Here is a 21,616-nt window from a genome sequence, read left to right as displayed (position 1 = left end):
CGGCACCGGGCACCAACCCGCCGACCTCAGGCCGGATCTGCGGTCGTGGTGTTCATCGCCACCGTCGTGGCCGCCAACGCTCTCACCTCCGCCTACGGCCTGATCCCGGTGGGGTTCGGCATGACCGCGACCGCTGGCACCTCCGCCGCCGGGCTCACTCTGCTCACCCGCGACTGGCTCCACGACAAGGGCGGCCGCACGGCCGTGCTCGTGTGCATCGGCGCCGGCGCGGTACTGAGCGCCGGCCTCGCCGGGCCCCGACTTGCGGTCGCCTCCGGCGCCGCGTTCGCCGTGTCCGAACTGGCCGACCTGCTCGTCTACCAGCCGCTGCGCCGGCACGGCTGGATCCCGGCCGCGCTGGCCTCCAACGCAGTCGGCGCGCCGGTGGACACCGTCGTGTTCCTCGCCCTCGCCGGACTGCCGGTCTGGGCCGCCATGCCCGGCCAGCTGTGGGTCAAGGCCATCGCCACGCTCGTCCCTGTCACCGCCGTCACCGTCTGCCGTGCGCTACTACGCCACCGCCTCCGGCCCCCAGGTACGTGAGGCGATGGCCGCCGGCCTGCTCGGCATGATCGCCACCCCGGCCGCAGGCAACACCGTGCCGGCCGGGGTGGACTGGTGCGCCGACAACAGCTGCTTCACGCCCGGCCGCTACCCCGGCGACGCAGCGTACCTGCGGTGGCTCACCGGTCGCAGGGACCGGGCCGGGCGCTGCGCGTTCGCCACCGCACCCGACGTGCCGTACGACGCCGCAGCCACCCTCACACGAGCAGAGCCGATGCTCGAGCACATCCGTGCCGCCGGTTTCCCGGCCGCGCTCGTCGCCCAAGACGGCCTGGAGGACCTGCCGATCTCCTGGCGGTCCTTCGACGCCCTGTTCCTCGGCGGCACAACCGGTTGGAAGCTCGGACCTGCCGCCGCGCAGCTCGCGCGGCAGGCACGCCGCCGCGGACTCTGGGTGCACATGGGCCGGGTCAACAGCCTGCGCCGGCTGCGATATGCGCAGTCGATCGGCTGCCACTCGGCCGACGGCACCTTCCTCGCCTACGGCCCCGACCGCAACCTGCCGATCCTCCTTGCCTGGCTGCGGACCGTCGCGCAGGACCCGGCCACACCGGCAGGACCTCATCGAAGCTCGTGACCACCGTGGACCCGGTACCTCACACTCCGCCCACGATGTCTGCGGCCTTCCATCCGATTCCGGGCGGTCGCACCTACCCGGTACCTGACCCGGCGCACCCGGCAATCGCGAAAGCAAACCCGGCGGCATGCCCATCGGGCAGAGGCGGACCGGGGTCTACGTCGCCGACGTAGCTCGATCTCCTACAGCACGTCAATCCGATCCATCGGATGCACCGCGATGCCCATACCCGCCCTTACACAAATGAAGGGAGCACAACTCGTGCCCACCAACGACACCGGCTCCTCGGCCGCCGGCGACGCACAGTCGCCGTCGGTATGGACCCAGCAGCGGATCCGCGCACTCGGGCTGGTCACCGATGTGGCGACCGCGGCACAGATCTTCGGACTCTCCCGCGCTGCCGCCTACGACCTGGCCAAACGCGACCAGTTCCCGGTCAGCGTGCTGCGCTTCGGCAGCCGCTACCGCGTGCCGGTCGCGGCCATCCTCCAGGCGCTGCACCTGCCGGTCGGCGACGACGAACCGCCCGACGACATCCCACCGACCGACCGGGCACCCGCGACTTGACCACATCGCGGAAGGCACGCGTCGATCACCCCGTATCGAATCCGCAGCCCACAAGCTGCCCCATAACCAGGGAGCCAACCCACCATGGCGGAAGGATCCATTTTCAAACGCTGCGCCTGCCGGGACGCCAACGGTAAGAAACTCGGCAACGCCTGCCCGCACCTGCGCCGGGCCGGCGGATCGTGGAGTCCCACCCACGGGCGGTGGGGCTACCAGCTCGAACTCCCACCCACCGCCGCCGGCGACCGGCGGCAACTGCGCCGTATCACGTTCGACAGCCGCGACGAGGCCGCGAAGGACCTCGACAAGGCCAACGAACTGCTCGCCCTCGCCGGCGACGACGCCGCCCTCGGCATCGAGATCGCCGACCTGCTCAAAGCCGTCAAGTCCGGGTCGCCGCTACCGGACCGCGACATGGTCGCCAAACGCGTCCGAGCCGGGCTTCCCGCCACGGTCGCCATGACCCTCGCCGAGTACCTCCCACAATGGCTGGACTCGCGGCGCACGATCGAGCCCGGCACCGTGCGCGCCTACGAGTCGCACATCCGGGTGCATCTTGTCCCGCACCTCGGAGGCATCCCGCTGGAGAAGCTGCGGGTCGAGCACATCGAGGCGATGTTCACCGCGATCGCCGACCGCAACACCGCCATCGAGATCGCCAGGCAGAGCAACGACCCGGAAGTCCGGGCGGCCGTGCGGGGCGCCAGGACCACCGGGCCGGCCACCATGCAGCGCATCCGCGCCACGCTGCGCAAAGCGCTCAACGACGCGATCCGCAAGAGCAACAACCGGTTGATCGACTTCAACCCGGCCGCACACGTCGAACTGCCCTCCGGCGCCCGGCCGAAGGCGCGCGTCTGGACCGACAAGGCCGTGCAGCACTGGCGCGCCACCGGCGAGCGGCCCAGCGCCGTCATGGTGTGGACCCCGCAGCAGGCCGGCGAGTTCCTCGACTACGCCGAGGACCACGACATCGTCCTCTACCCGCTGTACGTGTTGATCCTGCACCGCGGGCTGCGCCGCGGTGAAGCCGTCGGGCTGCCGGACGCCGCTGTCGACCTCGACAACGCCCTGGTCACGATCTCCCAGCAGATGGCCACGCTCGGCTACAGGCCGATGGTCAAGAACGTGAAGACCGAGTCCGGCAACCGCGTCGTGTCACTGGACAGCTTCACTCTCGCCGCGCTGCACGCCTACCACGCCCGCCGCGCCCGGTGGCAGCTGGTCGGCGGCGCAGCATGGCCCGACACCGGATTCTTCTTCGTCCAGCCCGGCGGTCAGCCATGGCACCCCGAGACGGTCACCGGGCGTTTCGAACGGCTCGTCCGCGACGCTGGGCTCCCACCGATCCGCCTGCACGACTTGCGGCACTGCGCCGCGACGTTCCTTAAGGCCGCTGGGGCCGACCTCAAGGACGTCCAAGAGTTGCTCGGCCACTCCTCGATCACGATCACCGGTGACACCTACACCTCCGTCATCGCCGAACTCGAGGTGGAGCGGGCCAAGGCCGAAGCCGCCGCTGCACTGGTACCCCGCCGACGGCAACGGGCGGCATGACGCGGCGGACCGCGCATCCCGCTACTGCAGCCGCACCCGCCCAGCCAGGCACGTTGTGCGCGTCAACCGTCCTCGGCCATCTCGCCGGACACAAGATGGCCGGCTCGCCGGTGGAGGTGGGCTAGCCACCGCTGCACCTGACGGCGGCTGGTGAGCTCCACGAGAACGGCGTGACTCCCGTAGTCGGCGATGCACCGGCGCACAGCTGGACCCGTCCGGCGCCGGAACCGCACGATGTAGGTCAGAAACGACCAGGTAATCCGATCGTGAACGCCGTCGGCATGCTGTCCGCCGCGGTAGCGCCAGCGTCGCCGCAACACGCCCCACAGGCAGGCCCGGGCGGGCAGATCGAGGAACACGATGGTGTCGGCGGCGGCGAACCGGATCGGCATGCTCGCCAGCGAGTTCCCGTCGATGATCCACCGGTCCGTCGCGGTGACTACCCGCTGGGCCGCGGCGAACTCGTCCTCCGGCACGAGGTGCCACGTCGGCGTATACCGCAGCGCGTCCAGGTGCGTCACCGGGAGGTCGAGCAGCACGCTGAGCTGGTTGGCCAGCACGGTCTTGCCGGCTCCGCCCGCGCCGATGATCGCTACCCGCTGCATGTCACCGCCCGCCGAAGGTTTGGGTGCTGTCGGGCCAGTCCACGGAGGTGTACGGCCGCCCCGACCGGTACAGGTCGATGCCGATCTCCGTGTACCGCAGCAGCAGCGTCGGCAGCGCGGTCATCGGCGCCCACCGCAGTTCGCGGCACTTACCCGGTTCCGCGATGACCGGTTCACCGTGGCGGCCGGGATCAGCCTCCAGGTGGAAGAACATGCCCACCCGGGGTGTGCCGTCTGGTGGATGCCAGTGGGCCACCGCGACCAGCCGCAGTTCGTCTGCGGGCACCCGCAGCCGGGTCTCCTCGAAGGCCTCCCGCGCCATGCCCTGCTGCAGCGCTTCGTCCGGCTCGAGCTTGCCGCTGACGGTATCCCAGTGCCCGGACGCGAAGCCGCCCTGGCGCAGCCCGACCAGCAACTCAGTCCCGTCCGGACCGACGCGGGTATAGAGCAGCAGAACGTCAACCGGCACCAGGTACGGCTCCTTCCTGGCTGCCGTCACTGGGTCGTGCGTGGCGGTCAGGCGGCGGTTGTCACCGGTCGCCATGGCCGGGCTCTCGAAGGTGCAGTCGGGAGGCTAGCTTGGCCAGGGCACGGGGCATCTCCGGGTCGCTTCGGCCGGCGGGCCAGGCAGCCACGTCAGTGCGACGGAACCAGCCGTAGCCGGTGAACTCGACCGGGTCGGGCGCCATCCGTGCCTCACGGTCCAAAGCAAGCAGAAACCACAACGTGGCGTCATGGTGCTGGCCTGGACCGACGGTCTCCGTGACGGTCAGGAACAGCGGCTGCCGGTCGGGCGTCAGCGTGTGCGGACGGGCGGCGACGGACAGTTCCTCATCGGCTTCACGTTCGACGGCCGCCCACGGCGCCTCGCCGGGTTCGACGTGCCCGCCGGGCGGCAGCCAAAGTCCGGCTTTGCGATGCGCAACGAGGAACACCTGGTCGGTGGCCGAGTCGAAGGGCAGGAAGTACGTGACGAGGTGCTGGGGCGGCCGGTCGGGTGGCACCCTCCGATACAGATCCGCACCGGAGTCGATCCAGGCCATCACCGCACTGCGGTCGGCCGCCTCCCGCTCGTCGAACGGCACCAGCCTCGTCACGACACCGCGCAACGCCGCTCGCATGTCGAGCACGGTCACGCCAACCCTCCATCGTTCCACCGCACCGTGAGCCGGCCATTCGGCATCGTGAACAGGAACTGCCCACGCGCGACGTCGCGAAGTTCGCCCGCCACTGGGCCTGGTGCAGTGAGTGGTTCGAAGAACAGGTGCACGCTCTTGTCGCGGTACCGCTCGTGCCAGCGCACGACTTCCGCGGCCATCTGGTCGGCGAGGTCGTCACCGCCGGCGCCGTGACCGACGACCACGACTTCGACACCGTTGCCGCCGTCGAGCGGGTCGAGGACGGTCAGGTAGCTGAGCGCTGCGCCGTTGGTGCTGGCCATCGGCCATAGCCCGTACGGCTGGACCACCAGGTCGGCGTCGCGGGCCGTCTGGTCGGCGTGCAGCAGCGACAGGCCGCCGGGCAGCGTGCAGGCCAGCCAGAGCCACAGCCATTCCGCTGACTCGGCACCGCCGAACCGCACACCGGTCCGCCGCTGCACCCGCGGCCTGCCGAGCACGCCAGCCAGCGCGCCCGAATTGACGCGTTGCTCCTGGTAGACATCGAGGCGCACCTGACCATCCCCGATAAGGTCGACAGCGGCACAAGGATCGTCGGCGGCGCCGCCGCGCAACGGCATGAACCCACACATTTGGTGATCGACGCTGGCCCACCGCCCCGCCGCGTCGCGCTCATAGACCACGGACCGGCTGATCCCGCCACGAATGCGCTGCGGCACAACGAGCCGGCCGCCGTCGCCGACCTGCTCTGACCACGCCGTGGGTATATCCCACGCGCCGACCGTCGCGATCAGCACATCGAACGGCGCCCCGGCCGGGTGGCCCAACGCGCCATCCCCGCACACCACCTCCACCGTGCCGTATCCGGCGGCGGCCAAGTGAGCGCGCGCCGCGTCGACCAGGTCCGCGTCGACGTCCACGGTCGTTACGTGCCCGCTGGGTCCCGTCAACTCGGCGAGCAACGCCGCGTTGTAGCCCGTGCCCGCGCCGATCTCCAGCACCCGGTCACCGGGCCGCAGCGCGGCCTGCTGCAACATCATGGCCACGATCCGCGGCTGCGACGCCGCACTGATCGGTCGGCCGTCCGGACCGAACTTGGTGTGTACGACGTCGTTGGCGTACGCCTGCCGCACAGGCACGTGCGGCACGAACAGATGCCGCGGCACCCTCTGCAGCGCTGCCATCACCGCCGCATCCTGCAACCAGCCGGCCTCGACCAGCGTACGGACCAGGTCGTGCCGCAGCCGCGCCGGCTCGTCGACCACCTCAACACCCGTGCTCACTGGCCCACCACCACTACGCCTGCCCGATCCGCCGGGACGTCCCTATCGACCAGCAGGTCTGCGGCGTGCTCGCCAGGAGTAACGATCCCGGCAAGCTGCAGCGCGTCCGCCAGCGCGGCCCCGGGAACACCATGCTGCAGGCCGACCGTGAGCGCCGTCGCCACCGCGTCCGCGAGCCCCGCCAACGCCGACTCGTGCACACCCGCCCGCAGCTGTACCCAGCACGGTGCACCCTCCGGTCCACGGGCAACCGTCAACACCCCCGGCTCATCGCCGACGGTGATATCCACGCTGTTACCGAGGGCCTGCCGCACCCGTGGACGCGGCAACGCCACCTCACCCATCGATGCCCCCGCTCGACCACGGCCGGTCACCCGACGACCGGCGACGTCTCGGTACGTTAGTGCCGTCGCGGCTGTCGTAACACCGTCCACGCCGACCTTTCTCGAACGTGTGTCCGACACGCCGAGAGCGTGTCGACAACACGCCGCATCGCCCACGGGAGGGCCTGGCTGGTATGAGTGGAGCAGTGCAGTCCAGTCCGGTCGAAAGTGACCCGCTGCCCGTACCCGGTCCCGAGCGCCCTGCACCAGGTGGCTGCCGCTTTCTAACTAGGCGTGATCACGCGGGTCGCCGTCATCACCGAGGGTCTGATGAACCGCAACTGGCGGGTCACCACCGCGGCCGGCGTATGGGCGGTCAAGCAGCTTCTCGACGTCGGCCCCGAGGTCGCACGCCAGCAGTACCGTGCCGCCGCGACACTGGCCGGTCTCGACCTACCCGTACCGGCGCCGGTCCTCGCCGGCGACGACAGCGTGGTCTTCATCGATGGCGCAGCCTACGCCGTTCTACCGTGGGTGACCGGTGTCCACCGTGCAGGGCACAGTCTGACACTGGCCGAAGCCGCCGCCCTTGGGGAGTTGCTGGCTGCGCTGCACTTGGCGCTCGCCGACGTCCTGGAACCAGCACCGGACCGCCTTCTAGTCCCTGTGACTGATCTCCCGACCGCACGCGCAAAGATCAATCGCTACCTGTCCCTGATTGGCCAACAGGCCACTCCCGACAACTTTGACCGCTACGTCGAAGCGCAACTGCACCACCGTCGGCGGCTACTGGAACAGGCGACCCATCTACACCCCGCCGGCGAAACACTGGTTGGGCCCTGTGGTTATACGCACGGCGACTTCCAGCACCTCAACATCCTGTGGAACAAGGGACGCGTGTCAGCAGTACTGGACTGGGACCGTCTTGACATTCGGCCCCTCGGGCTCGAAGTGGCCCGCTCCGCGACCCTGCTCTTCGGATACGGCGACGAACGAGGACTAGACCTTGCCCGCGTTGCCGCCTTCAGTTCCGGCTACCGCCGTCACCGACCAATCTCCAGCCCTGACCTTGCCAATGCGGTCCACCGCCTGTGGTGGGAGCGCCTCAGCAACGATCTGTGGCAGCTCGAACTCCATTACGGCAGGTCCGACACGTCCTGTGACCACCTCTTCGTCTCCGCCTCGGAGTTGCTGCACTGGTGGACAGCGAACCTCGAAGCAGCCACCGACGCGTTCACCGCCGCCAACTAGCTTCGCGCTCGGGTCCGGGCTGACCGCGTCTGCGACGCCGAGTTGCTGGACTGCGGAGGGGAGCCCCGTGGCCCTCCGCGGACGGCGGACAACTAGTGTCGTGAGTCGTTGTTTCGATGTTGAAATGATGTAGCGTGTTGTCTATGCCGAGTGCCGGCCGCCCGAAGGCGGAGCTTGTACTGTCCGATGTGGAGCGTCAGACGTTGCTGTCGTGGTCTCGCCGGGCGAAGACGGCGCAAGCTCTCGCGTTGCGGGCCCGGATCGTGTTGGCGTGCGCGGAAGGTACGAACAACAAGGACGTGGCCGCGGCGTTGGGGATCTGGCCGCAGACGGTGAACAAGTGGCGGGCCAGATTCGTGCGGGACCGCCTGGAGGGCCTGTCGGACGAGCCTCGCCCGGGCGCGGCCCGGAAGATTACCGACGAGCAGATCGAGGCCGTGATCACCAAGACCCTGGAAGAGGCGCCGACCGGCAACGACACCCACTGGTCCACCCGCTCGATGGCTGCGGCGGTCGGGTTGAACCAGACAGCGATCTCGCGGATCTGGCGGGCGTTCGGGCTCAAGCCGCATCTGGTGGACACCTGGAAGTTGTCCAAGGACCCGCAGTTCATCGAGAAGGTCCGCGACGTCGTCGGGCTGTATCTCGACCCGCCGGACAAGGCCATGGTCCTCGCGGTGGACGAGAAGTCCCAGATGCAGGCCCTGGACCGCAGCGCGCCGGTACTGCCGATGATGCCGGGCGTGCCCGGCCGGCAGACCCACGACTACATCCGGTACGGCACCACGAGTCTGTTCGCCGCGCTGGACGTGGCCACCGGCCAGGTGATCGGCCAGCACCAACGCCGGCACCGGCATCAGGAATTCCTGCGGTTCCTCAAGACCATCGACGCGAACACCCCATCCGAGCTGGACCTGCATCTCATCTGCGACAACTACGCCACCCACAAGACCCCGGCAATCAAGACCTGGCTGGCCGCACATCCCCGCTTCCATCTGCATTTCACCCCCACCTCCGGCAGTTGGCTCAACCTCGTCGAGCGGTGGTTCGCCGAACTCACCCGCCGCAAGCTCCGCCGCAGCAGCCACCGCAGCGTCAAAGACCTCGAAACCGACGTCACCGCCTGGATTGAGGCGTGGAACGCCGACCCGAAACCCTTCGTCTGGGTCAAGACCGCCGACGAGATCCTCGACAACCTCGCCAACTACTGCACCAAACTTAATCAACTCATCAACGACTCGGAACACTAGGCGGGGTGCGATGTGCTGCGGGAAATCGACGCGCATTACTTTGACGACGATCTATACATGCTGGTCATGGCCACTATTTGTGGGCCGCCGGGGACTCGAACCCCGAACCTAAGGATTAAAAGTCCTCAGCTCTGCCATTGAGCTAGCGGCCCGCCGCCCAACAAGGCTACCTGAGACCTCGCGAGCCAGTCGCGCGGCTTTCCCATCCCGGCGGTTTAGGAGAACCAGCCGGGCCGGCCGAGCGTGGCGCCATCGAGATTTATGGTGCATGCGGCGTGACGACGGGCCGCTTGGCGCCATGGAAACGGCGTCCTCATCGAGACGAACCCGGGAAGAGTCCGCGACGTCGGACGGCAGGAGGGCAAGACGTGTCACGGTTTAGCGCCCGGGACCATAGCAACGTCACTGGGCAGCTCGAGGGCGGCCAGATGGTCGGCGAAGGATGCGGTGAGGCTTTTAAGGATGGCCTTGCCTTTAGCTGCAGTTGCGGCCGATGGACGGCCGATTACGCCGCTGTCGGTGTAGCCGGCCATACCGTGTACTAGGAGCATAGATCGGTCACCAGCAAGGTGATCGTCACCGTACGCGCCCTCCTGTACGGACTCCGGCCATACGGCAGCAAGGATGGAGACCTCAAGTTCCCCAGCGTGCATGTCGTCGTGTGCTGTTGTCTCCAGGCTGGCAGCCTTACGGGCGCGGTCCCAGTCGAGCCGCGTTGGGAACAGCGTCATGGCGCCTTTGGCGGACGCATTAGCCGTCTGTACGACGTTAGACAAGACGTAGTTGCCGCCATGACCGTTGACCAGCGCGAGCCGCCTGATCCCCTGAGCGGCTAGCGAGGCGGCCATGTCTGTCACCACTGCCGACAAGGTCTGGTGAGTGATGCTGACGGTCCCGGGCCACCCGGCGTGTTCGTGTGAACACGAGACGGTCACCGGGGGAAGGGCAAGCACGTTGTACGCTGCCGCGATGCTGGCCGTGATCGCCGTCGCCACAACAGTATCGGTGGCCAGCGGCAGGTGGTCGCCATGCTGCTCGAAGCTGCCGACGGGCAGTACAGCGATGGAAGGCTGGTGGCGACGGACATCGGCGGCGGTGGTGCTCGGCGTCAGAATCACGCTCTGGATCCTGCCAGCCTTGCGGCCAGAGCCTGATGGTGCGCCACCAGGAAACGGTCAACTGGCTCGCGACCACGGTGCTGACGCAACGTGATGGCCAGCGGGAGGAGGGCCCGTACGACGCGCGCTGATCCGGATCGATGGGCCAAAGCGAGGGCGTCGCGGCCAGTGTCTGCCGCCCGTTCGGGATCTTGCCATTTCAGGCTCTCCGCGAGGTAAGCGAGCCATACGCCAGTGTCTAGCGGTGCAGCCGGCGAGTCTACGGACAAGACCTCGTTGAGCATCGCGGCCGAGCTGTTGTGGTCACCGAGAAGATATGCGCACCGGGCACGGGCCGCCATGAGGTACCGGTGGTCACAGTGCCGGGCCATGGAGTCGGCCGGGTCATCATGGGGCCCGAGGACCTGCCGATCGGCCGTGAGACCCAGGTCCAAGCTGGCATCATCGCCGGTGAGGGCCAGGGCCTCTGCGAGTCGAGCCAGGCAGAGGGCGTGAATCTTCGGCGGCAGCGGAGGCCCATCCAAGGCTCGCCGGGCGAAGCGGATGGCGACAAGGGCGTCGCCATCGTCCACAGCTCGCTGGCTTTGCCGCATCAGGACATAAGCCTGAAGATATGGATCTTTCGCCTCTACCGCGCGGCTGAAGGCCCGGGCGAGCCACTGACGTGATCTCAACGAGTCTGCGGTAGGTGGCGGTATTCGAAGTGGGTGAGATGTAGCGCTGCGGCGACGATGTCGCCGAGTGCGCGGGGGCTGGTGGTTGTGTGGCGGAGTGTCCGCCAGCGTCCGGTGAGGATGGCGAAGCCGCGTTCGCCGAGGCAGCGCATTGAGCGCAGCAGGAGATTGTGGGCGCGGTTGTCGACCGCGAGCGCCCGGCCGTCTGCGGGTTGCTTGTCCGGGGTGTGGATGCCCAGGCCGGTGCCGTCGTAGCCGGAGTCGGCCAGGGTCGGCAGGTCCAATGTGGACGCTGCCCAGTACAGGGCGCCGGTGATGTCCAGGTGCTGGGCGCAGGTGAGGTCGTGCAGGTGTCCGGGCATTGCGTCGGAGGTCCAGATCGGCAGTCCGTCCGGGCGCATGATCGCTTGGATGTTGGCGCCGAAGTCGCGGTGTTTGCCGGAGTACCAGGCGTCGATGGATACGCCTTTGACGCTGGTGGTGGTCTCGGCGAGGCGGTCGGTGTCGAAGAGTTTGCCGTCCAGAATGACGTGGGACCAGCCGTCGGCGGCGACCTGGCGGAGCGCGTCGTGCAGGGTGGGCGTCTGGGCCGCCAGGACCGCGACGGCCTCGGCAATGTAGCGGTACGCGGTGGCCCGGGACACGCCGAACCCGGCCCCGAGGGTGGTCTTGTCCTCGCCCTTGCGGAACCAGACCAGGGCCAGCATCGCCTGGTAGAAGCAGGTGAGCCGACGCGTGTTGCGCCGGGTTCCGCGGGCACGTCGTTCCGCGCGGAGCAGGCCGGCGACATGCTGGACGAGTTCCCTGGGCACGTCGAGCGTGGCACGATAGGCAAGCACGTGGAGCCCTCTCGGTAGATCGATTCCGTCGCAAGAACCTGTCTACCGATGGCTCCACGTCCATCTCTCGCATCGTCCGCTATGTGCGCAAAGTCCGTGTCGTCACACCTCCGACTATCGAACTTGGTGAGATCACCTCACTGACCGGCGTCGTCGAGACCTTCGTTGTCGCAGAGCCAAGAGATGAACTCTGACCAACGCGCGTCGGCGACCGCAAAGTCAGGATGTAGCGGCTGATCAGGCACCGAGGCGTTGCCCAGCCGTCGAACCTGATCGACCGCGACCGGATATAGGCCAGCGTGTCCGTGCATCGCCGCAGTCGCAGCCAACCCGTCGAGCATCCGCATCCAGACATCCGGTGGCCATTCCAACGACTCGCGGTCGCCGGGTCGGATGTCGCTCTTCGCGACAGCAAGGCTCGCGTCCGGACCGGTGGAGCTCGGGTCTTTTTCGTCTGCCCTGCTCCGTCGTTCGCGGTGGAAGCCAATCTCAGCATCGGAGCCTGCGTGCAGGACCGCTCGTATGGCCGACCGCCGGCGCTCGTCGCGAGGCCAACGATGTTTGCCGGCCTCCAGCTTTACGACGTAGTCGTAATCGACGTCCGCATCGAGCACTCCGTCGGCGTGGAGGCGGTTGTTGACCGCTGTAACGAACTCTGATCGCGACATGCACTTTCCAGGCCGCAGCGGCGAGGGGAGGCGACGCCGAGCGCCCTGAAGCCGGAGATTCGGCGTCGCCGCTGTATCCGGATGGCGGGGCATTATTGTTCACCCCAAATGCCCGGGTTAAATTCAGAAATACCGTCGGTCGCATCTCGCAGCATGGTGATTCGAATGGCGTCTGCCGTTGTGGTGACCGTCTCGACACGGAAACCGTATGTCGGAATGCATGGAACGCCGCCAGCGCCGAAGAACGGGGAACGGGTACGCGGTAGTTCGATCACAGCTCGATCTATTGCATTCGCCGCGAGTAGTTCTTGTGCGAACGGTGCAGCGCCAACGATGAGCGCCGTTCGCGTTCCGCCGTCGAATAGTTGACTCAAGAACATCGTTGGATTCGTAGAGTCAATCTTCGTGGGGTAGTGCAATCGGCCCACCCCGTGGCCGCCAGGAATGCCTTCGAGAATAAGTCCGTCCGGACAGACCACAATGTCGGCCTGTTGGCGTAGCTCCCGTGTGACGAGTAGATGAGCGGGATCGTCGGCGTCCTCGAGCGGCAACGGGAACCAGACCACCCATGGCCGTCTCCTTGCTGTGGCGGTGAGCCACGGACCAAGGACTGTTTGCGCCTCGTGGGCGAGGACGCCAACTTCGACGTCAACGCCGGCTGACTTCAACACTGCGGCGCCTCCGTCGCCCCGCGAGGTGGGGTCGATGAGGGCGATAACGACACGTGAGACGCCGGCATCGAGTAGGAGTTGCCGGCATGCGGGAGTGACGCCCACGTGGTTGCAAGGTTCCAGGGTGACGATGGCTGTGCCTCCGGCTGCCCGTGATCCAGCCGCTTCTAGGGCGTTCGCTTCGGCGTGGGGTTCCCCCTTGCGTCGGTGGAAGCCGGCGCCGACCTGCTGGCCGTGACGATCGAGGATGACGCAGCCAACCGGCGGGTTAGGGCTGGTGGTGCCTAGTCCCAGCGTAGAGAGGGCTATGGCTTGGCGCATCGCGCCGATCTCTTGGGGTGTCGGCATCAGCTCGCGACCTCGTTCAGCTCGTGCAGCAGTCCGGCGACCGCTTCGAGGTGCCGGTGAGGGTGCAGCGTGGTGCCGACAGCGGCGAGACGGCGGACGATTCGCCGGGAGCCGGCGCGTCGGGCCATAGGTAAGGCCAAGCGAGCTGCGGCGGCAGCTTCTTCGGGCTGGTCGGCGGCGGCGTGGGCACTTGCCTTGCCAGCCAATGCAGCGGCGCGGTCGCGGCGATACACCGGTGCGAGCGCAGGCAGTGCCTGCTCGTAATGTCCGATCGCCCGCCGCGGCGACCGTAGGAGGACCAGGCACTGAGCGCGGTGAGCCTCGATGTAGCCGCTGGTACAAAACGAGCCGTGTCCGCCCCGCGCGTCGCCATTGCGGTCGTCGCCGGCCCAGCTCTGTGCTTCATCAAGAAGCCGCTGGGCTGCGTCTTCATCCTGCCGCAGCGCAAAGCCGATGGCCTCTTGAACGCGGATAGCCGCACGCATGGGACCGGGCAGTTGGTCTTCGTCGCGGCGTGCGGCTTGCGCCAATCCGATGGCCTGGGTTGCAAGCCCGTCGGCCGTCAACTGTTGACTGCGCCGGTACGCGGTCCACGACACCATCGTGTGGTCGCCGGCCGCGTAGGCCCACTCCATCGCTTGGCTGGTCCAATACCGTGCCCGTTCCATGTCGTCAGCGTCCTCGTGCAACCACGCCGCCGACTCGGCGTACTGAGCTGCCAGACGGACGGTGGGGATGCGGAACTCGTCGACGTCGGCGTTCATCAGCTCCTGAAGGACGGCGAGCTGGGCTTCGACGCCGGTGAGTGCGTGGCGTGGACCGAAGAGGTTGTCGGCCCGAACGAGGCTGTGCCATTGCTCCTGCAGGTGCGCAAGCATCTCGGCGGCCTCGTCAGACGAGATCATGAACACGCGCGACCCGCCGTCCGACCCATCTAGGTCAGGGGCTCCCCGGTCCTCAGGACTGGAGGCCGTCGGTGCCCGCCGACGTGTGGGATAGAACCCGAGCTCAGCGTCGGTCTCGACTCCAAGGGCGGCACGGAACGCCTGTCGGTACTGCTCATGCGGCCAGCGATGCTTGCCGTTCTCCAGCTTGCCGACATAGCTGGCGTCCAGGCTGGTTCGCCGGTGGAACGTCGCCCATAGGTAGGCGTTGACGGCTTCGGCCAGTTCCTGCCGCGACATTGGTTGCCCCGACCCGGAGGGGGACGACACCCGGCACCGCGCCCTGGTCAGCTTGGTATTGCGTGCGACGGTGGCGCCGTCGTGCGCCATGCTTCCCCCTCTCGCGGCGCTCCTGCGTGTCGCGTGCCCGAAGGTTTCGGGGCCGATGCGCTGATGGGTATGCCGGTACGCCCAGCATCGCAGCGTGGCCACCCGCTCTCAAGCGGCTGGCGTCGTGTCGGACGACAGCGGGCCGGCGAGAGGGGAGCCCTGCGATGCTGGGCGACTTGGCTAGGCGTCGAACTCGCCGTCTCGGACGCCGCCGGTGAACGCGGCCCACTCACCTGGCGTGAACTCGAGGAGCGCGCCGTCGCGGTTCTTGGAGTCGCGGACGCCGACGGTTCCGTCGTCGGCGAACGCCACCTCCACGCAGTTGTCTCCGCCCCCGCTGCGACGGGATTTGCGCCAGTTGGTGAACTTGTCGCGGTTCATCGATGACTCCCTGGGTATCTGGGCAGCTCCTCGGCCACGTTGGCGAGGAAGTTGAGGCTGTCGGTGGGGCTGAGAGCGGCCTGTTGAATGCGCTTAAACAGGTCGATATAGGGACTGACCATAGCCGGGTCGGTGAGGACATCGTCGGCGAGGAGTGTGTCCACGGCGACCACGATGGGGTCACCCGGATCGGGATAGCGGTAAGTGAAGAACGACGATCGTGGCACGACGTGCCCGGGTACCGACGAGGACAGCGGCAGGATCCGGATGGTGATCTTCTTGCGATGGCGCCCGAGTTCGACCAGGTGGTCGAGTTGCCCGCGGACTACCTCGGGTGGGGCGGCATGCCGGCGGACAGCGAGCTCGTCGATGATGACCTCGTAGGTGGGGCCGCCAGCCCGTTCGAGGACGCGCTGACGCATCGCGCGAGCCTCCAGCGCGCGGCTGGGGTCGAAGTGCTCGGGATACGCGCCGCGGTCAGCTCGTGCGCGGACTTCGGTGAATGCCGGGGTTTGCAGCAGACCGGGTAGCAAGGTCATCTGGTACTCGACGATCGAACGGGCGCCGGCTTCCAGGTCGGCGATCAACGCCTGCCGAGGCCCCATCTCCTCGCGGTACTTCTCCCACCAGCCTCGTCCCTGCGCATCACGGGCGATGGACATGATCATTTCCCAGCGGCGCTCGCCGACGTTGAACACGTCCAAGATCCGGATGATGTCGTCGAGGTCTGGGCTGAGATGGCCGTTCTGGAGCTGGCTGATGCGCTGCCGCGGTATGCCGACCTTCATCGCTAGCCGCTGGGTGGAGTAACCATGCTCCTCCCGAAGTTTGATCAGTTCACTCGCGAGGCGTTGGCGGCGCACGTGTGGGCTGATCATCAACGAACCTCCGGCGCGAAGAGATTGGCGATGCAACGCGACTGTCCGGCCGTCGCGGACTGTCTGGTGCGGCCAGAGCGTAACCCCGGTTTTCGGCGGTAACCGCCGACCGGTCCGTGATTGACGCCAAGAAACCGCAGGTCAGAGGCACGTCTCCGGCTAACTCCCCTGATAAGTCTCCTATTAAGTCGGTCTTCCGCGCTTGTGGACTGTCGGTGATCGTAGGCACACGACACGCGACGTATCGATGCCGCGGTTTACGAATCGCACGACAGTCGGACCCGCCGACCAGCCAATCCGACCGGTGCCAAGGAGGCGTGATGACGGCTCACGGGACACAGCCACCGACCGTACGCCTCGCCTGGCCAGCATCGCCTGGCGAGCAGTTCGCCACAGTCCGCCTCGTGAAGCCGGCGCCGCACCGAGCTACCAACGTCCTATGCGGGCTGCGGATCTCGCCGAGGTACGCACTTGCACTTCAGGTCTACCGACTGCACCAGCGGGACAGCGCGGGCCGATGCCGATCGTGTGGGACCGAAGACTGCCGGTCGCGCGTCCATGCTGCCACGATCATTGCTGCCGCAGGCGTGAATCCTGCCGACGTCGACGCGGCACGGTGGGGCGCTCGTCTGCGACGCCGGCAGCGCGCGATCGCCGTCCGAAGAGGTTCACCCCAGCGGGTGAAGATCGTCCGTACCCGGCCGCGACAGTCTCAGAGTCGCCGCGGACAACCGCGGCCTTTTGGCGCGATGGCGCCTCGTGGTCTCGCTACCTCAGCTGCGACGGCCCCGTTCGCCAGGGCCGGCCGCCCGCGGAGCGCCAGTTCTGTGGACCGCTATCCGCTGTATGGCCGGCTGTTCTGCGGCTGCGGTCAGCGCTTCGTTCCCGGCAGTTCCACCGCGCCTGGCCGCGAGTATGTGAGCCTGTGTGGCTGCCGGCTGTGGCCGATCAACGCAGCAGTGATCGAGCAGCGGGTTTATGCGTACGCGTCCAGCGGCTCCTCGGCGTCTGAATTCGACGCGGCGCCTGCAGTCGTTGCCGCAGTCCTCAGCCAGTTCGGTGAGCGGATCGAGGTCGGCGGCACCCTCGACGACATCCGGTTCATGCGTCCCACATGAAGCTGCACCCGCCGTCGCTGCCGGAGGGCGCGGCGGCGGGTTGCGCACCCCGCCCGGCCGCCGTCTCGCCTCGCATCAAGGCGGCAGATACGCCCGAATCTCGCCCGTTGCCGGGCACCGACTTGAACATCCCTCGATGAAGCCAACGGCGGAAGGATTCCCCGGTGTCGTATCCGGTTGAAGAGTTGCAACAGTTCGGTTACCAGCAGGAACTCCGTCGAGTTCTGCGGTTCCGCGACCTGCTCGCGTACGGGCTGATCTTCATGGTGCCCATCGCGCCGATGGCCATCTTCGGCGCCGTGTTCTCCGCCTCCGGCGGCATGGTGGTGATGGCGTACGCGATCGGCATGGTCGCGCTGATCTTCACCGCGTTCTCGTACTCGCGGATGGTCAACGCGTTCCCCCTATCCGGGTCGGTGTACAACTACGTCGGCCGAGGGATCGGCGCCCCGTTCGGGTTCGTGGCCGGCTGGGCGATCATGCTCGACTACATCCTCGTGCCGTCGCTGCTGTACCTGGTGGCCTCGGTCGCCATGCACGCCACCGTCCCGGCGGTGCCGGTGTGGCTGTGGCTGATCGCCTTCGTCCTGGCCAACACGATCATCAACACCCTCGGCATCAAGATGACCGCCCGGTTCACCTGGCTCATGCTGCTCGGCGAGTTGGCCGTGCTGGGCATCTTCATCGCCGTCGGCGCCTGGGCCGTGCTCACCGGCAAGGGCCACTGGACCTGGGAGCCGCTCTACAACGCGCACACCTTCACCCCGTCGATCGTGCTCGCGGCGACCGCCGTCGCCGTGCTCAGCTTCCTGGGCTTCGACGGCATCTCCATGCTGGCCGAGGAGAGCCGTGGCGGCGCCAAGTTCGTCGGCCGGGCCATGGCCGGAGCGCTGCTGCTGGCCGGCGTGCTGTTCATCGCCCAGACCTGGCTGGCGGCCATCCTGACCCCGGACCCGCAGGCCCTGATCGCCAACGGCGACCCGAACGGGACCGCCTTCTACGACGCCGCCCAGGCAGCCGGCGGGCATTGGGTGGCGACGCTGTGCGCGGTCGCCACCGCCATCGCCTGGGGCCTGCCTGACTCGATGGTCGCGCAGGTCGCGATCTCGCGGCTGCTCTACGCGATGGCCCGCGACCGGCAGCTGCCGAGCTTCCTGGGCAAGGTCTCGCGCAAGCACAACGTCCCGCGCAACGCCATCCTGCTCGTCGCCGCCGTCAGCCTCGCGCTCGGCCTCTACATGAACAGCCGCGCCGACGGCATCAGCCTGCTCTCCAGCATGATCAACTTCGGGGCGCTGACGGCGTTCCTGCTGCTGCACCTCGCGGTGATCATCTACTTCGTGTTCCGCCGCCGCAGCCGGAGCCTGTTCGCGCACCTCGTCATGCCGGCCATCGGCGCGACGATCCTTGGCTTTGTCATCTGGAACGCCAACATCGCCGCGCAGAAGCTCGGCTTCGTCTGGATCGGCCTCGGCGTCGTGGTGCTGGCCATCATGTACGCGACCGGCCGCCGGCCAAGGCTGTCCGGCATGGAACCGGTGCAGCCGCATTCCAGCCCGGTCCGCGAGGCGGTGTGAACCGGTGAGCGACCTGTACGAGCCGAAGCCAGCCGAGCTGGCCTACACGTTCGGCGGCCGGCAACCGGTCCGCGATCTGCACCCCGGCCAGGTCCTGAGCGTCTACACCGAAGACTGCTTCGGCGGCGCCGTGAAGACGATCGACGACCTGCCCACCCGGGTATGCCAGATGCCGTATCTCAACCCGGTCACCGGCCCGTTCTACATCAACGGTGCCGAGCCCGGCGACACCCTGGCCGTGCACTTCCTGGACATCGCGCCGGCCCGGGACTGGGGCGTGTCGTCCACGTTCCCGCACTTCGGCGCCCTCACCTCGACCCACACGACCGCCACGTTGCAGCCGCCCCTGGACGAGCGGGTGTGGATGTACCCGATCGACGCCACCGCCGGGACGGTCCGGTTCCAGGCCCGCGACAGCGACTACGGCCTGGATCTGCCGCTGGAGCCGATGCACGGCACCGTCGGCGTGGCCCCCGCCGGTTTCCAGGTCATCTCCACCATCACCAGCGACGTACACGGCGGGAACCTCGACACGCCGGAGCTGCGGGCCGGCACCACGCTGTACCTGCCGGTGTTCGTCCACGGCGCGTTGCTCGCGCTCGGCGACGGCCACGCCCGCCAGGGCCAGGGCGAGACCTCCGGGGTCGCGGTCGAGACGGCGATGCACACCACCATCACCATCGACGTGATCAAAGGCGTGGCCACGCCGACACCGCGCCTGGAGACCAGCGACGGCCTGCTTTCCATCGGCTGTGCCCGGCCCCTCGAGGACGCGTTCCGGATCAGCCAGCACGACCTCGTGCAGTGGGTGGCCGAGCTGACCGGCCTGGGTCTGCTGGACGCCTACCAGTTGGTGGCGCAGGCCGGCACCGCGCCGGTGGGCAACGTGTGCGACCCGAACTACACGATGCTCGCCCGCATGCCCAAGGCCCTGCTCGGCACGGCAGCCGCCTACGGCGGCGCCCACGAGCGGCTGCGCGCCACACCGCGGCCGACACCCGGCGGCGGCGTCCGATGACCACCTACGCGACCGCTGGCGAGGCACGCCCCGTGCATCCGACCCGAATCGACCCGGCAGCGGTGTTACCGCTGCACGCCGAGCTGTACCTGCTGGCCCACGACGACGACACCGGCAAACAGCTCATCAACGAGCAGTCTCTCGCGATCGGGCTGGCCGGTGCGCTGTTGCTGGAGTTGTGGTTCACCGATCGGATCCACATCGGTTGGGCCTTCGACTACCGGCAGCAGCAGTGGCGCGAAGCACCCGGCCAGCTCGTGGTGGCCAAGCCCGGCCCGACCGCGAACCCGCTGACCGACTCCGCCCTGGCGGCCGTGGAGCGCGTCGCCCGTATCCACGCTGGAAGCGATCAACTCCGGACGTGGCTACGCGTGTTCGCCGCGAGTGACCTCCCGGAGCGTGTCCGAGCCAACCTCATCATGATCGGGCTGCTGCGACGGACGCACATCCGCCGATACGCCGGGCTGGTCAAGACCGAGGCGCACCTGCCTGTGCACGAGCGCTACGCCGTACGCGCCCGCGCTCACGTGCGCGACGCAGTGGCCTACCACGAACGGCAGGGCCGGCACCGCACCCCACCGGACAATCAGACCGTCGCCCTGTGCGGGCTGACCGCCGCGCTGGAACTGGCCGAGTTCCTGTACGACGGCCGGTCCACACGAGAGCTGACCGAGTGGCTGCGCTACGTCGTCGAGCAGCACGACGAGGCGACGGTCAGGGCGGTGGTAACGGCGGTGGACGCCGGTCGCGGTGACCTCGCTGTGGCGGCGATGCGATGACCCTCGACCACGGCTCTCGGCGGCCGATGCCAGCTCCCGACACGTCCGCTGTGCCCGTCACCCTCCCGGCGCTCGAGCCGAGCACGTCAGTTACAAAGCCCACGCGGCCCCGCCTCGCGCCGGTGTTGATCGTGCTGGCGGTTCTCCTCACCGCGGGCGCTCCGGCATTGATGGTCCCCGGCAGCGGCGCTGACCGAACATACCCGGCCGCATCGTCCCCGACCGTGGTGCCGAGCGCGGGCTCCGATCCGGGACCGGCATCTGCGCACGACGCCCTCATCAGGCTCGCCGCAGCCGTCGTCGCGACGCCCGAAGATGCGACCACCGGGTACGTGTACCACCACCAGCGACTCTGGAGCCTCAGCACGACCGGCACACCCGCGCCGGCTGGGATGCGGGAGAACACCCCGGCGGTGTTCGCACTCGACGTCCGCCGGTGGGAAGCCGCAGACGGCTCCGGCCTAGGGCTCGACGTGGAGAACCCGCCGGACTACACGTTCAAGGCCGCCGACCTCAACTACCGGACCACGGACGATGAGTTCGCGCGCGGCCATACCAAGCGGACCACGTACGCCGCCGGCAACCTCCGCAGCCCGATCGCTGGGCCGATCGCTACGGAGCCGACCGCGCTGGCCCGGCAGCTCGCCGCCGCCGATCCGATGCCCGACGGGCCACAGGCGACGCTGCGCGCCGTGGACGAGCTCTACACCGCGCACTACGTTGCCCTGCCCGCGCGGCAAGCCGTCCTTCGGGTCCTGGCCGACCTAGACGGTCTTACCTACCACCCCGTGGCGACCGACCGCCTCGGCCGCGTCGGCATCGCGGTCAGCCTCGTCGGCCACGGAGTCCAGTACACCCTCCTGTTCGACCCGAACAGCGGCCGCCTACTGGCCTCCGAACAGCGCTCGATCGGCGCCCACGAATACCTACCCGTACCGGACGGCCTGGTCCGTTACTACCTCCTGCTCATCGAACAAGCCCATCGTCCCGGACTGGGCTGAGGAACCACCATGACCGCGCCCCGAACTCGCCCCGGCCACATCCTGCTGCTCGCCGAATCGGCTCGGCCGGCGAGCGGCCGACGCCGCCCGACCACCGCGACAGGCCCTGTGCGCCTGCGCCTCCGCCTGTGGTCATGGCGGCGCACCAGGGGGTGTGCCGCTGCCGCAACCCCCCGT

The 21,616-nt window shown here is 68.1% G+C and carries 24 protein-coding genes and 1 tRNA gene; 12 read left to right on the top strand and 13 right to left on the bottom strand.

Annotated elements, in window-relative coordinates; translation table 11 throughout:
• Nucleotides 1-45 precede the first annotated feature (45 nt).
• The 4 genes from ACQPXD_RS54895 to ACQPXD_RS54880 all read left to right on the top strand — a co-directional run bounded on the left by ACQPXD_RS54895 (nt 46) and on the right by ACQPXD_RS54880 (nt 3,265).
• Complete coding sequence (locus ACQPXD_RS54895; protein WP_432832970.1) at nt 46-543, top strand: VUT family protein; 498 nt, start codon at nt 46-48, stop codon at nt 541-543.
• Nucleotides 503-1,141 (top strand): hypothetical protein, encoded by a 639-nt coding sequence (locus ACQPXD_RS54890; protein WP_432832968.1) that lies wholly within the window; start codon nt 503-505, stop codon nt 1,139-1,141. The genes ACQPXD_RS54895 and ACQPXD_RS54890 overlap by 41 nt, the downstream gene beginning before the upstream one ends.
• A gap of 261 nt (nt 1,142-1,402) precedes the next feature.
• Nucleotides 1,403-1,708 (top strand): DNA-binding protein, encoded by a 306-nt coding sequence (locus ACQPXD_RS54885; RefSeq protein WP_432832967.1) that lies wholly within the window; start codon nt 1,403-1,405, stop codon nt 1,706-1,708.
• A gap of 84 nt (nt 1,709-1,792) precedes the next feature.
• The gene (locus ACQPXD_RS54880; RefSeq protein ID WP_432832965.1) at nt 1,793-3,265 is read left to right on the top strand and encodes a tyrosine-type recombinase/integrase; all 1,473 of its coding nucleotides are present in this window, start codon (nt 1,793-1,795) and stop codon (nt 3,263-3,265) included.
• 62 nt (nt 3,266-3,327) lie between these two features.
• Here ACQPXD_RS54880 and ACQPXD_RS54875 read toward each other — a convergent pair whose 3' ends face one another.
• The 5 genes from ACQPXD_RS54875 to ACQPXD_RS54855 are packed head-to-tail and all read right to left on the bottom strand — an operon-like array spanning nt 3,328 to nt 6,615.
• A complete protein-coding gene (locus ACQPXD_RS54875; protein ID WP_432832963.1) occupies nt 3,328-3,870 on the bottom strand; it encodes a topology modulation protein in 543 nt (180 codons plus the stop codon).
• A 1-nt stretch (nt 3,871) separates the two neighbouring features.
• Nucleotides 3,872-4,414, bottom strand: coding sequence for an NUDIX domain-containing protein (locus ACQPXD_RS54870; protein WP_432832961.1), 543 nt, complete (start codon nt 4,412-4,414; stop codon nt 3,872-3,874).
• Nucleotides 4,401-5,006, bottom strand: a complete 606-nt coding sequence (locus ACQPXD_RS54865; protein WP_432832959.1) for an NUDIX domain-containing protein — start codon at nt 5,004-5,006, stop codon at nt 4,401-4,403. Before ACQPXD_RS54865 ends, ACQPXD_RS54870 begins: the two co-directional genes overlap by 14 nt.
• A complete protein-coding gene (fxlM, locus tag ACQPXD_RS54860; RefSeq protein WP_432832957.1) occupies nt 5,003-6,271 on the bottom strand; it encodes a methyltransferase, FxLD system in 1,269 nt (422 codons plus the stop codon). The genes ACQPXD_RS54865 and fxlM overlap by 4 nt, the downstream gene beginning before the upstream one ends.
• Complete coding sequence (locus tag ACQPXD_RS54855) at nt 6,268-6,615, bottom strand: hypothetical protein (RefSeq protein WP_432832955.1); 348 nt, start codon at nt 6,613-6,615, stop codon at nt 6,268-6,270. The genes fxlM and ACQPXD_RS54855 overlap by 4 nt, the downstream gene beginning before the upstream one ends.
• A 273-nt stretch (nt 6,616-6,888) precedes the next feature.
• Here ACQPXD_RS54855 and ACQPXD_RS54850 point away from each other — a divergent pair, with 273 nt between their 5' ends.
• Together ACQPXD_RS54850 and ACQPXD_RS54845 are read left to right on the top strand one after the other, a co-directional pair.
• Nucleotides 6,889-7,845, top strand: a complete 957-nt coding sequence (locus ACQPXD_RS54850) for a phosphotransferase (protein ID WP_432832953.1) — start codon at nt 6,889-6,891, stop codon at nt 7,843-7,845.
• Nucleotides 7,846-7,988: 143 nt separating this feature from the next.
• Entirely contained in the window at nt 7,989-9,095 is a 1,107-nt protein-coding gene (locus ACQPXD_RS54845; RefSeq protein ID WP_432832951.1) for an IS630 family transposase, read from the top strand.
• An 80-nt stretch (nt 9,096-9,175) separates the two neighbouring features.
• Here ACQPXD_RS54845 and ACQPXD_RS54840 read toward each other — a convergent pair.
• Nucleotides 9,176-9,247: transfer RNA gene (locus ACQPXD_RS54840), tRNA-Lys, on the bottom strand.
• 219 nt (nt 9,248-9,466) lie between these two features.
• On the bottom strand, nt 9,467-10,213 hold the full coding sequence (locus tag ACQPXD_RS54835) for a creatininase family protein (RefSeq protein ID WP_432832949.1): 747 nt from the start codon (nt 10,211-10,213) through the stop codon (nt 9,467-9,469).
• Between the two features lie 299 nt (nt 10,214-10,512).
• Between ACQPXD_RS54835 and ACQPXD_RS54830 the strand changes: the two genes are divergently transcribed.
• The gene (locus tag ACQPXD_RS54830) at nt 10,513-10,881 is read left to right on the top strand and encodes a hypothetical protein (RefSeq protein ID WP_432832947.1); all 369 of its coding nucleotides are present in this window, start codon (nt 10,513-10,515) and stop codon (nt 10,879-10,881) included.
• Between the two features lie 2 nt (nt 10,882-10,883).
• Here ACQPXD_RS54830 and ACQPXD_RS54825 read toward each other — a convergent pair whose 3' ends face one another.
• From ACQPXD_RS54825 to ACQPXD_RS54800, 6 genes are all read right to left on the bottom strand, one after another.
• Nucleotides 10,884-11,726: a transposase family protein gene (locus ACQPXD_RS54825; protein ID WP_432832945.1), complete on the bottom strand. Its 843-nt coding sequence runs from the start codon at nt 11,724-11,726 to the stop codon at nt 10,884-10,886.
• Nucleotides 11,727-11,863: 137 nt separating this feature from the next.
• Nucleotides 11,864-12,394: a hypothetical protein gene (locus tag ACQPXD_RS54820; RefSeq protein WP_432832943.1), complete on the bottom strand. Its 531-nt coding sequence runs from the start codon at nt 12,392-12,394 to the stop codon at nt 11,864-11,866.
• Between the two features lie 92 nt (nt 12,395-12,486).
• Nucleotides 12,487-13,413, bottom strand: a complete 927-nt coding sequence (gene ribD / locus ACQPXD_RS54815) for a bifunctional diaminohydroxyphosphoribosylaminopyrimidine deaminase/5-amino-6-(5-phosphoribosylamino)uracil reductase RibD (protein ID WP_432832941.1) — start codon at nt 13,411-13,413, stop codon at nt 12,487-12,489.
• Nucleotides 13,413-14,687, bottom strand: coding sequence for a hypothetical protein (locus ACQPXD_RS54810; RefSeq protein WP_432832939.1), 1,275 nt, complete (start codon nt 14,685-14,687; stop codon nt 13,413-13,415). The genes ribD and ACQPXD_RS54810 overlap by 1 nt, the downstream gene beginning before the upstream one ends.
• Before the next feature lie 180 nt (nt 14,688-14,867).
• Entirely contained in the window at nt 14,868-15,068 is a 201-nt protein-coding gene (locus tag ACQPXD_RS54805; protein WP_432832937.1) for a DUF397 domain-containing protein, read from the bottom strand.
• A complete protein-coding gene (locus tag ACQPXD_RS54800) occupies nt 15,065-15,946 on the bottom strand; it encodes a helix-turn-helix domain-containing protein (RefSeq protein ID WP_432832936.1) in 882 nt (293 codons plus the stop codon). Before ACQPXD_RS54800 ends, ACQPXD_RS54805 begins: the two co-directional genes overlap by 4 nt.
• A gap of 827 nt (nt 15,947-16,773) precedes the next feature.
• On the opposite strand from ACQPXD_RS54800, the gene ACQPXD_RS54795 reads away from it, so the two are divergent.
• From ACQPXD_RS54795 to ACQPXD_RS54775, 5 genes are all read left to right on the top strand, one after another.
• Nucleotides 16,774-17,064 (top strand): hypothetical protein, encoded by a 291-nt coding sequence (locus ACQPXD_RS54795; protein WP_432832934.1) that lies wholly within the window; start codon nt 16,774-16,776, stop codon nt 17,062-17,064.
• Between the two features lie 164 nt (nt 17,065-17,228).
• Nucleotides 17,229-18,641 (top strand): APC family permease, encoded by a 1,413-nt coding sequence (locus ACQPXD_RS54790; protein WP_432832932.1) that lies wholly within the window; start codon nt 17,229-17,231, stop codon nt 18,639-18,641.
• 4 nt (nt 18,642-18,645) lie between these two features.
• Nucleotides 18,646-19,659 carry an acetamidase/formamidase family protein gene (locus ACQPXD_RS54785; RefSeq protein ID WP_432832930.1) on the top strand — a complete coding sequence of 338 codons (1,014 nt, stop codon included), beginning with the start codon at nt 18,646-18,648 and terminating at the stop codon, nt 19,657-19,659.
• 32 nt (nt 19,660-19,691) lie between these two features.
• Nucleotides 19,692-20,438 (top strand): GOLPH3/VPS74 family protein, encoded by a 747-nt coding sequence (locus ACQPXD_RS54780; protein WP_432832928.1) that lies wholly within the window; start codon nt 19,692-19,694, stop codon nt 20,436-20,438.
• 50 nt (nt 20,439-20,488) lie between these two features.
• Entirely contained in the window at nt 20,489-21,439 is a 951-nt protein-coding gene (locus ACQPXD_RS54775; protein WP_432832926.1) for a hypothetical protein, read from the top strand.
• Nucleotides 21,440-21,616 lie beyond the last annotated feature (177 nt).

This window comes from Dactylosporangium sp. CA-092794 (assembly GCF_050948465.1).
GTDB lineage: Bacteria > Actinomycetota > Actinomycetes > Mycobacteriales > Micromonosporaceae > Dactylosporangium.
The sequence above is the reverse complement of the archived record's forward strand: the minus strand, read 5'-3'. Positions and strand labels throughout refer to the sequence as shown.

Bases quoted from the DNA above. Each gene is read 5' to 3' on its own strand.
- ACQPXD_RS54880 (WP_432832965.1), top strand. From the start codon at position 1,793: ATGGCGGAAGGATCCATTTTCAAACGCTGCGCCTGCCGGGACGCCAAC.
- ACQPXD_RS54805 (WP_432832937.1), bottom strand. From the start codon at position 15,068: ATGAACCGCGACAAGTTCACCAACTGGCGCAAATCCCGTCGCAGCGGG.
- ACQPXD_RS54845 (WP_432832951.1), top strand. From the start codon at position 7,989: ATGCCGAGTGCCGGCCGCCCGAAGGCGGAGCTTGTACTGTCCGATGTG.
- ACQPXD_RS54870 (WP_432832961.1), bottom strand. From the start codon at position 4,414: ATGGCGACCGGTGACAACCGCCGCCTGACCGCCACGCACGACCCAGTG.
- ribD (WP_432832941.1), bottom strand. From the start codon at position 13,413: ATGCCGACACCCCAAGAGATCGGCGCGATGCGCCAAGCCATAGCCCTC.
- ACQPXD_RS54820 (WP_432832943.1), bottom strand. From the start codon at position 12,394: ATGTCGCGATCAGAGTTCGTTACAGCGGTCAACAACCGCCTCCACGCC.
- ACQPXD_RS54875 (WP_432832963.1), bottom strand. From the start codon at position 3,870: ATGCAGCGGGTAGCGATCATCGGCGCGGGCGGAGCCGGCAAGACCGTG.
- ACQPXD_RS54800 (WP_432832936.1), bottom strand. From the start codon at position 15,946: ATGATCAGCCCACACGTGCGCCGCCAACGCCTCGCGAGTGAACTGATC.
- ACQPXD_RS54855 (WP_432832955.1), bottom strand. From the start codon at position 6,615: ATGGGTGAGGTGGCGTTGCCGCGTCCACGGGTGCGGCAGGCCCTCGGT.
- ACQPXD_RS54810 (WP_432832939.1), bottom strand. From the start codon at position 14,687: ATGGCGCACGACGGCGCCACCGTCGCACGCAATACCAAGCTGACCAGG.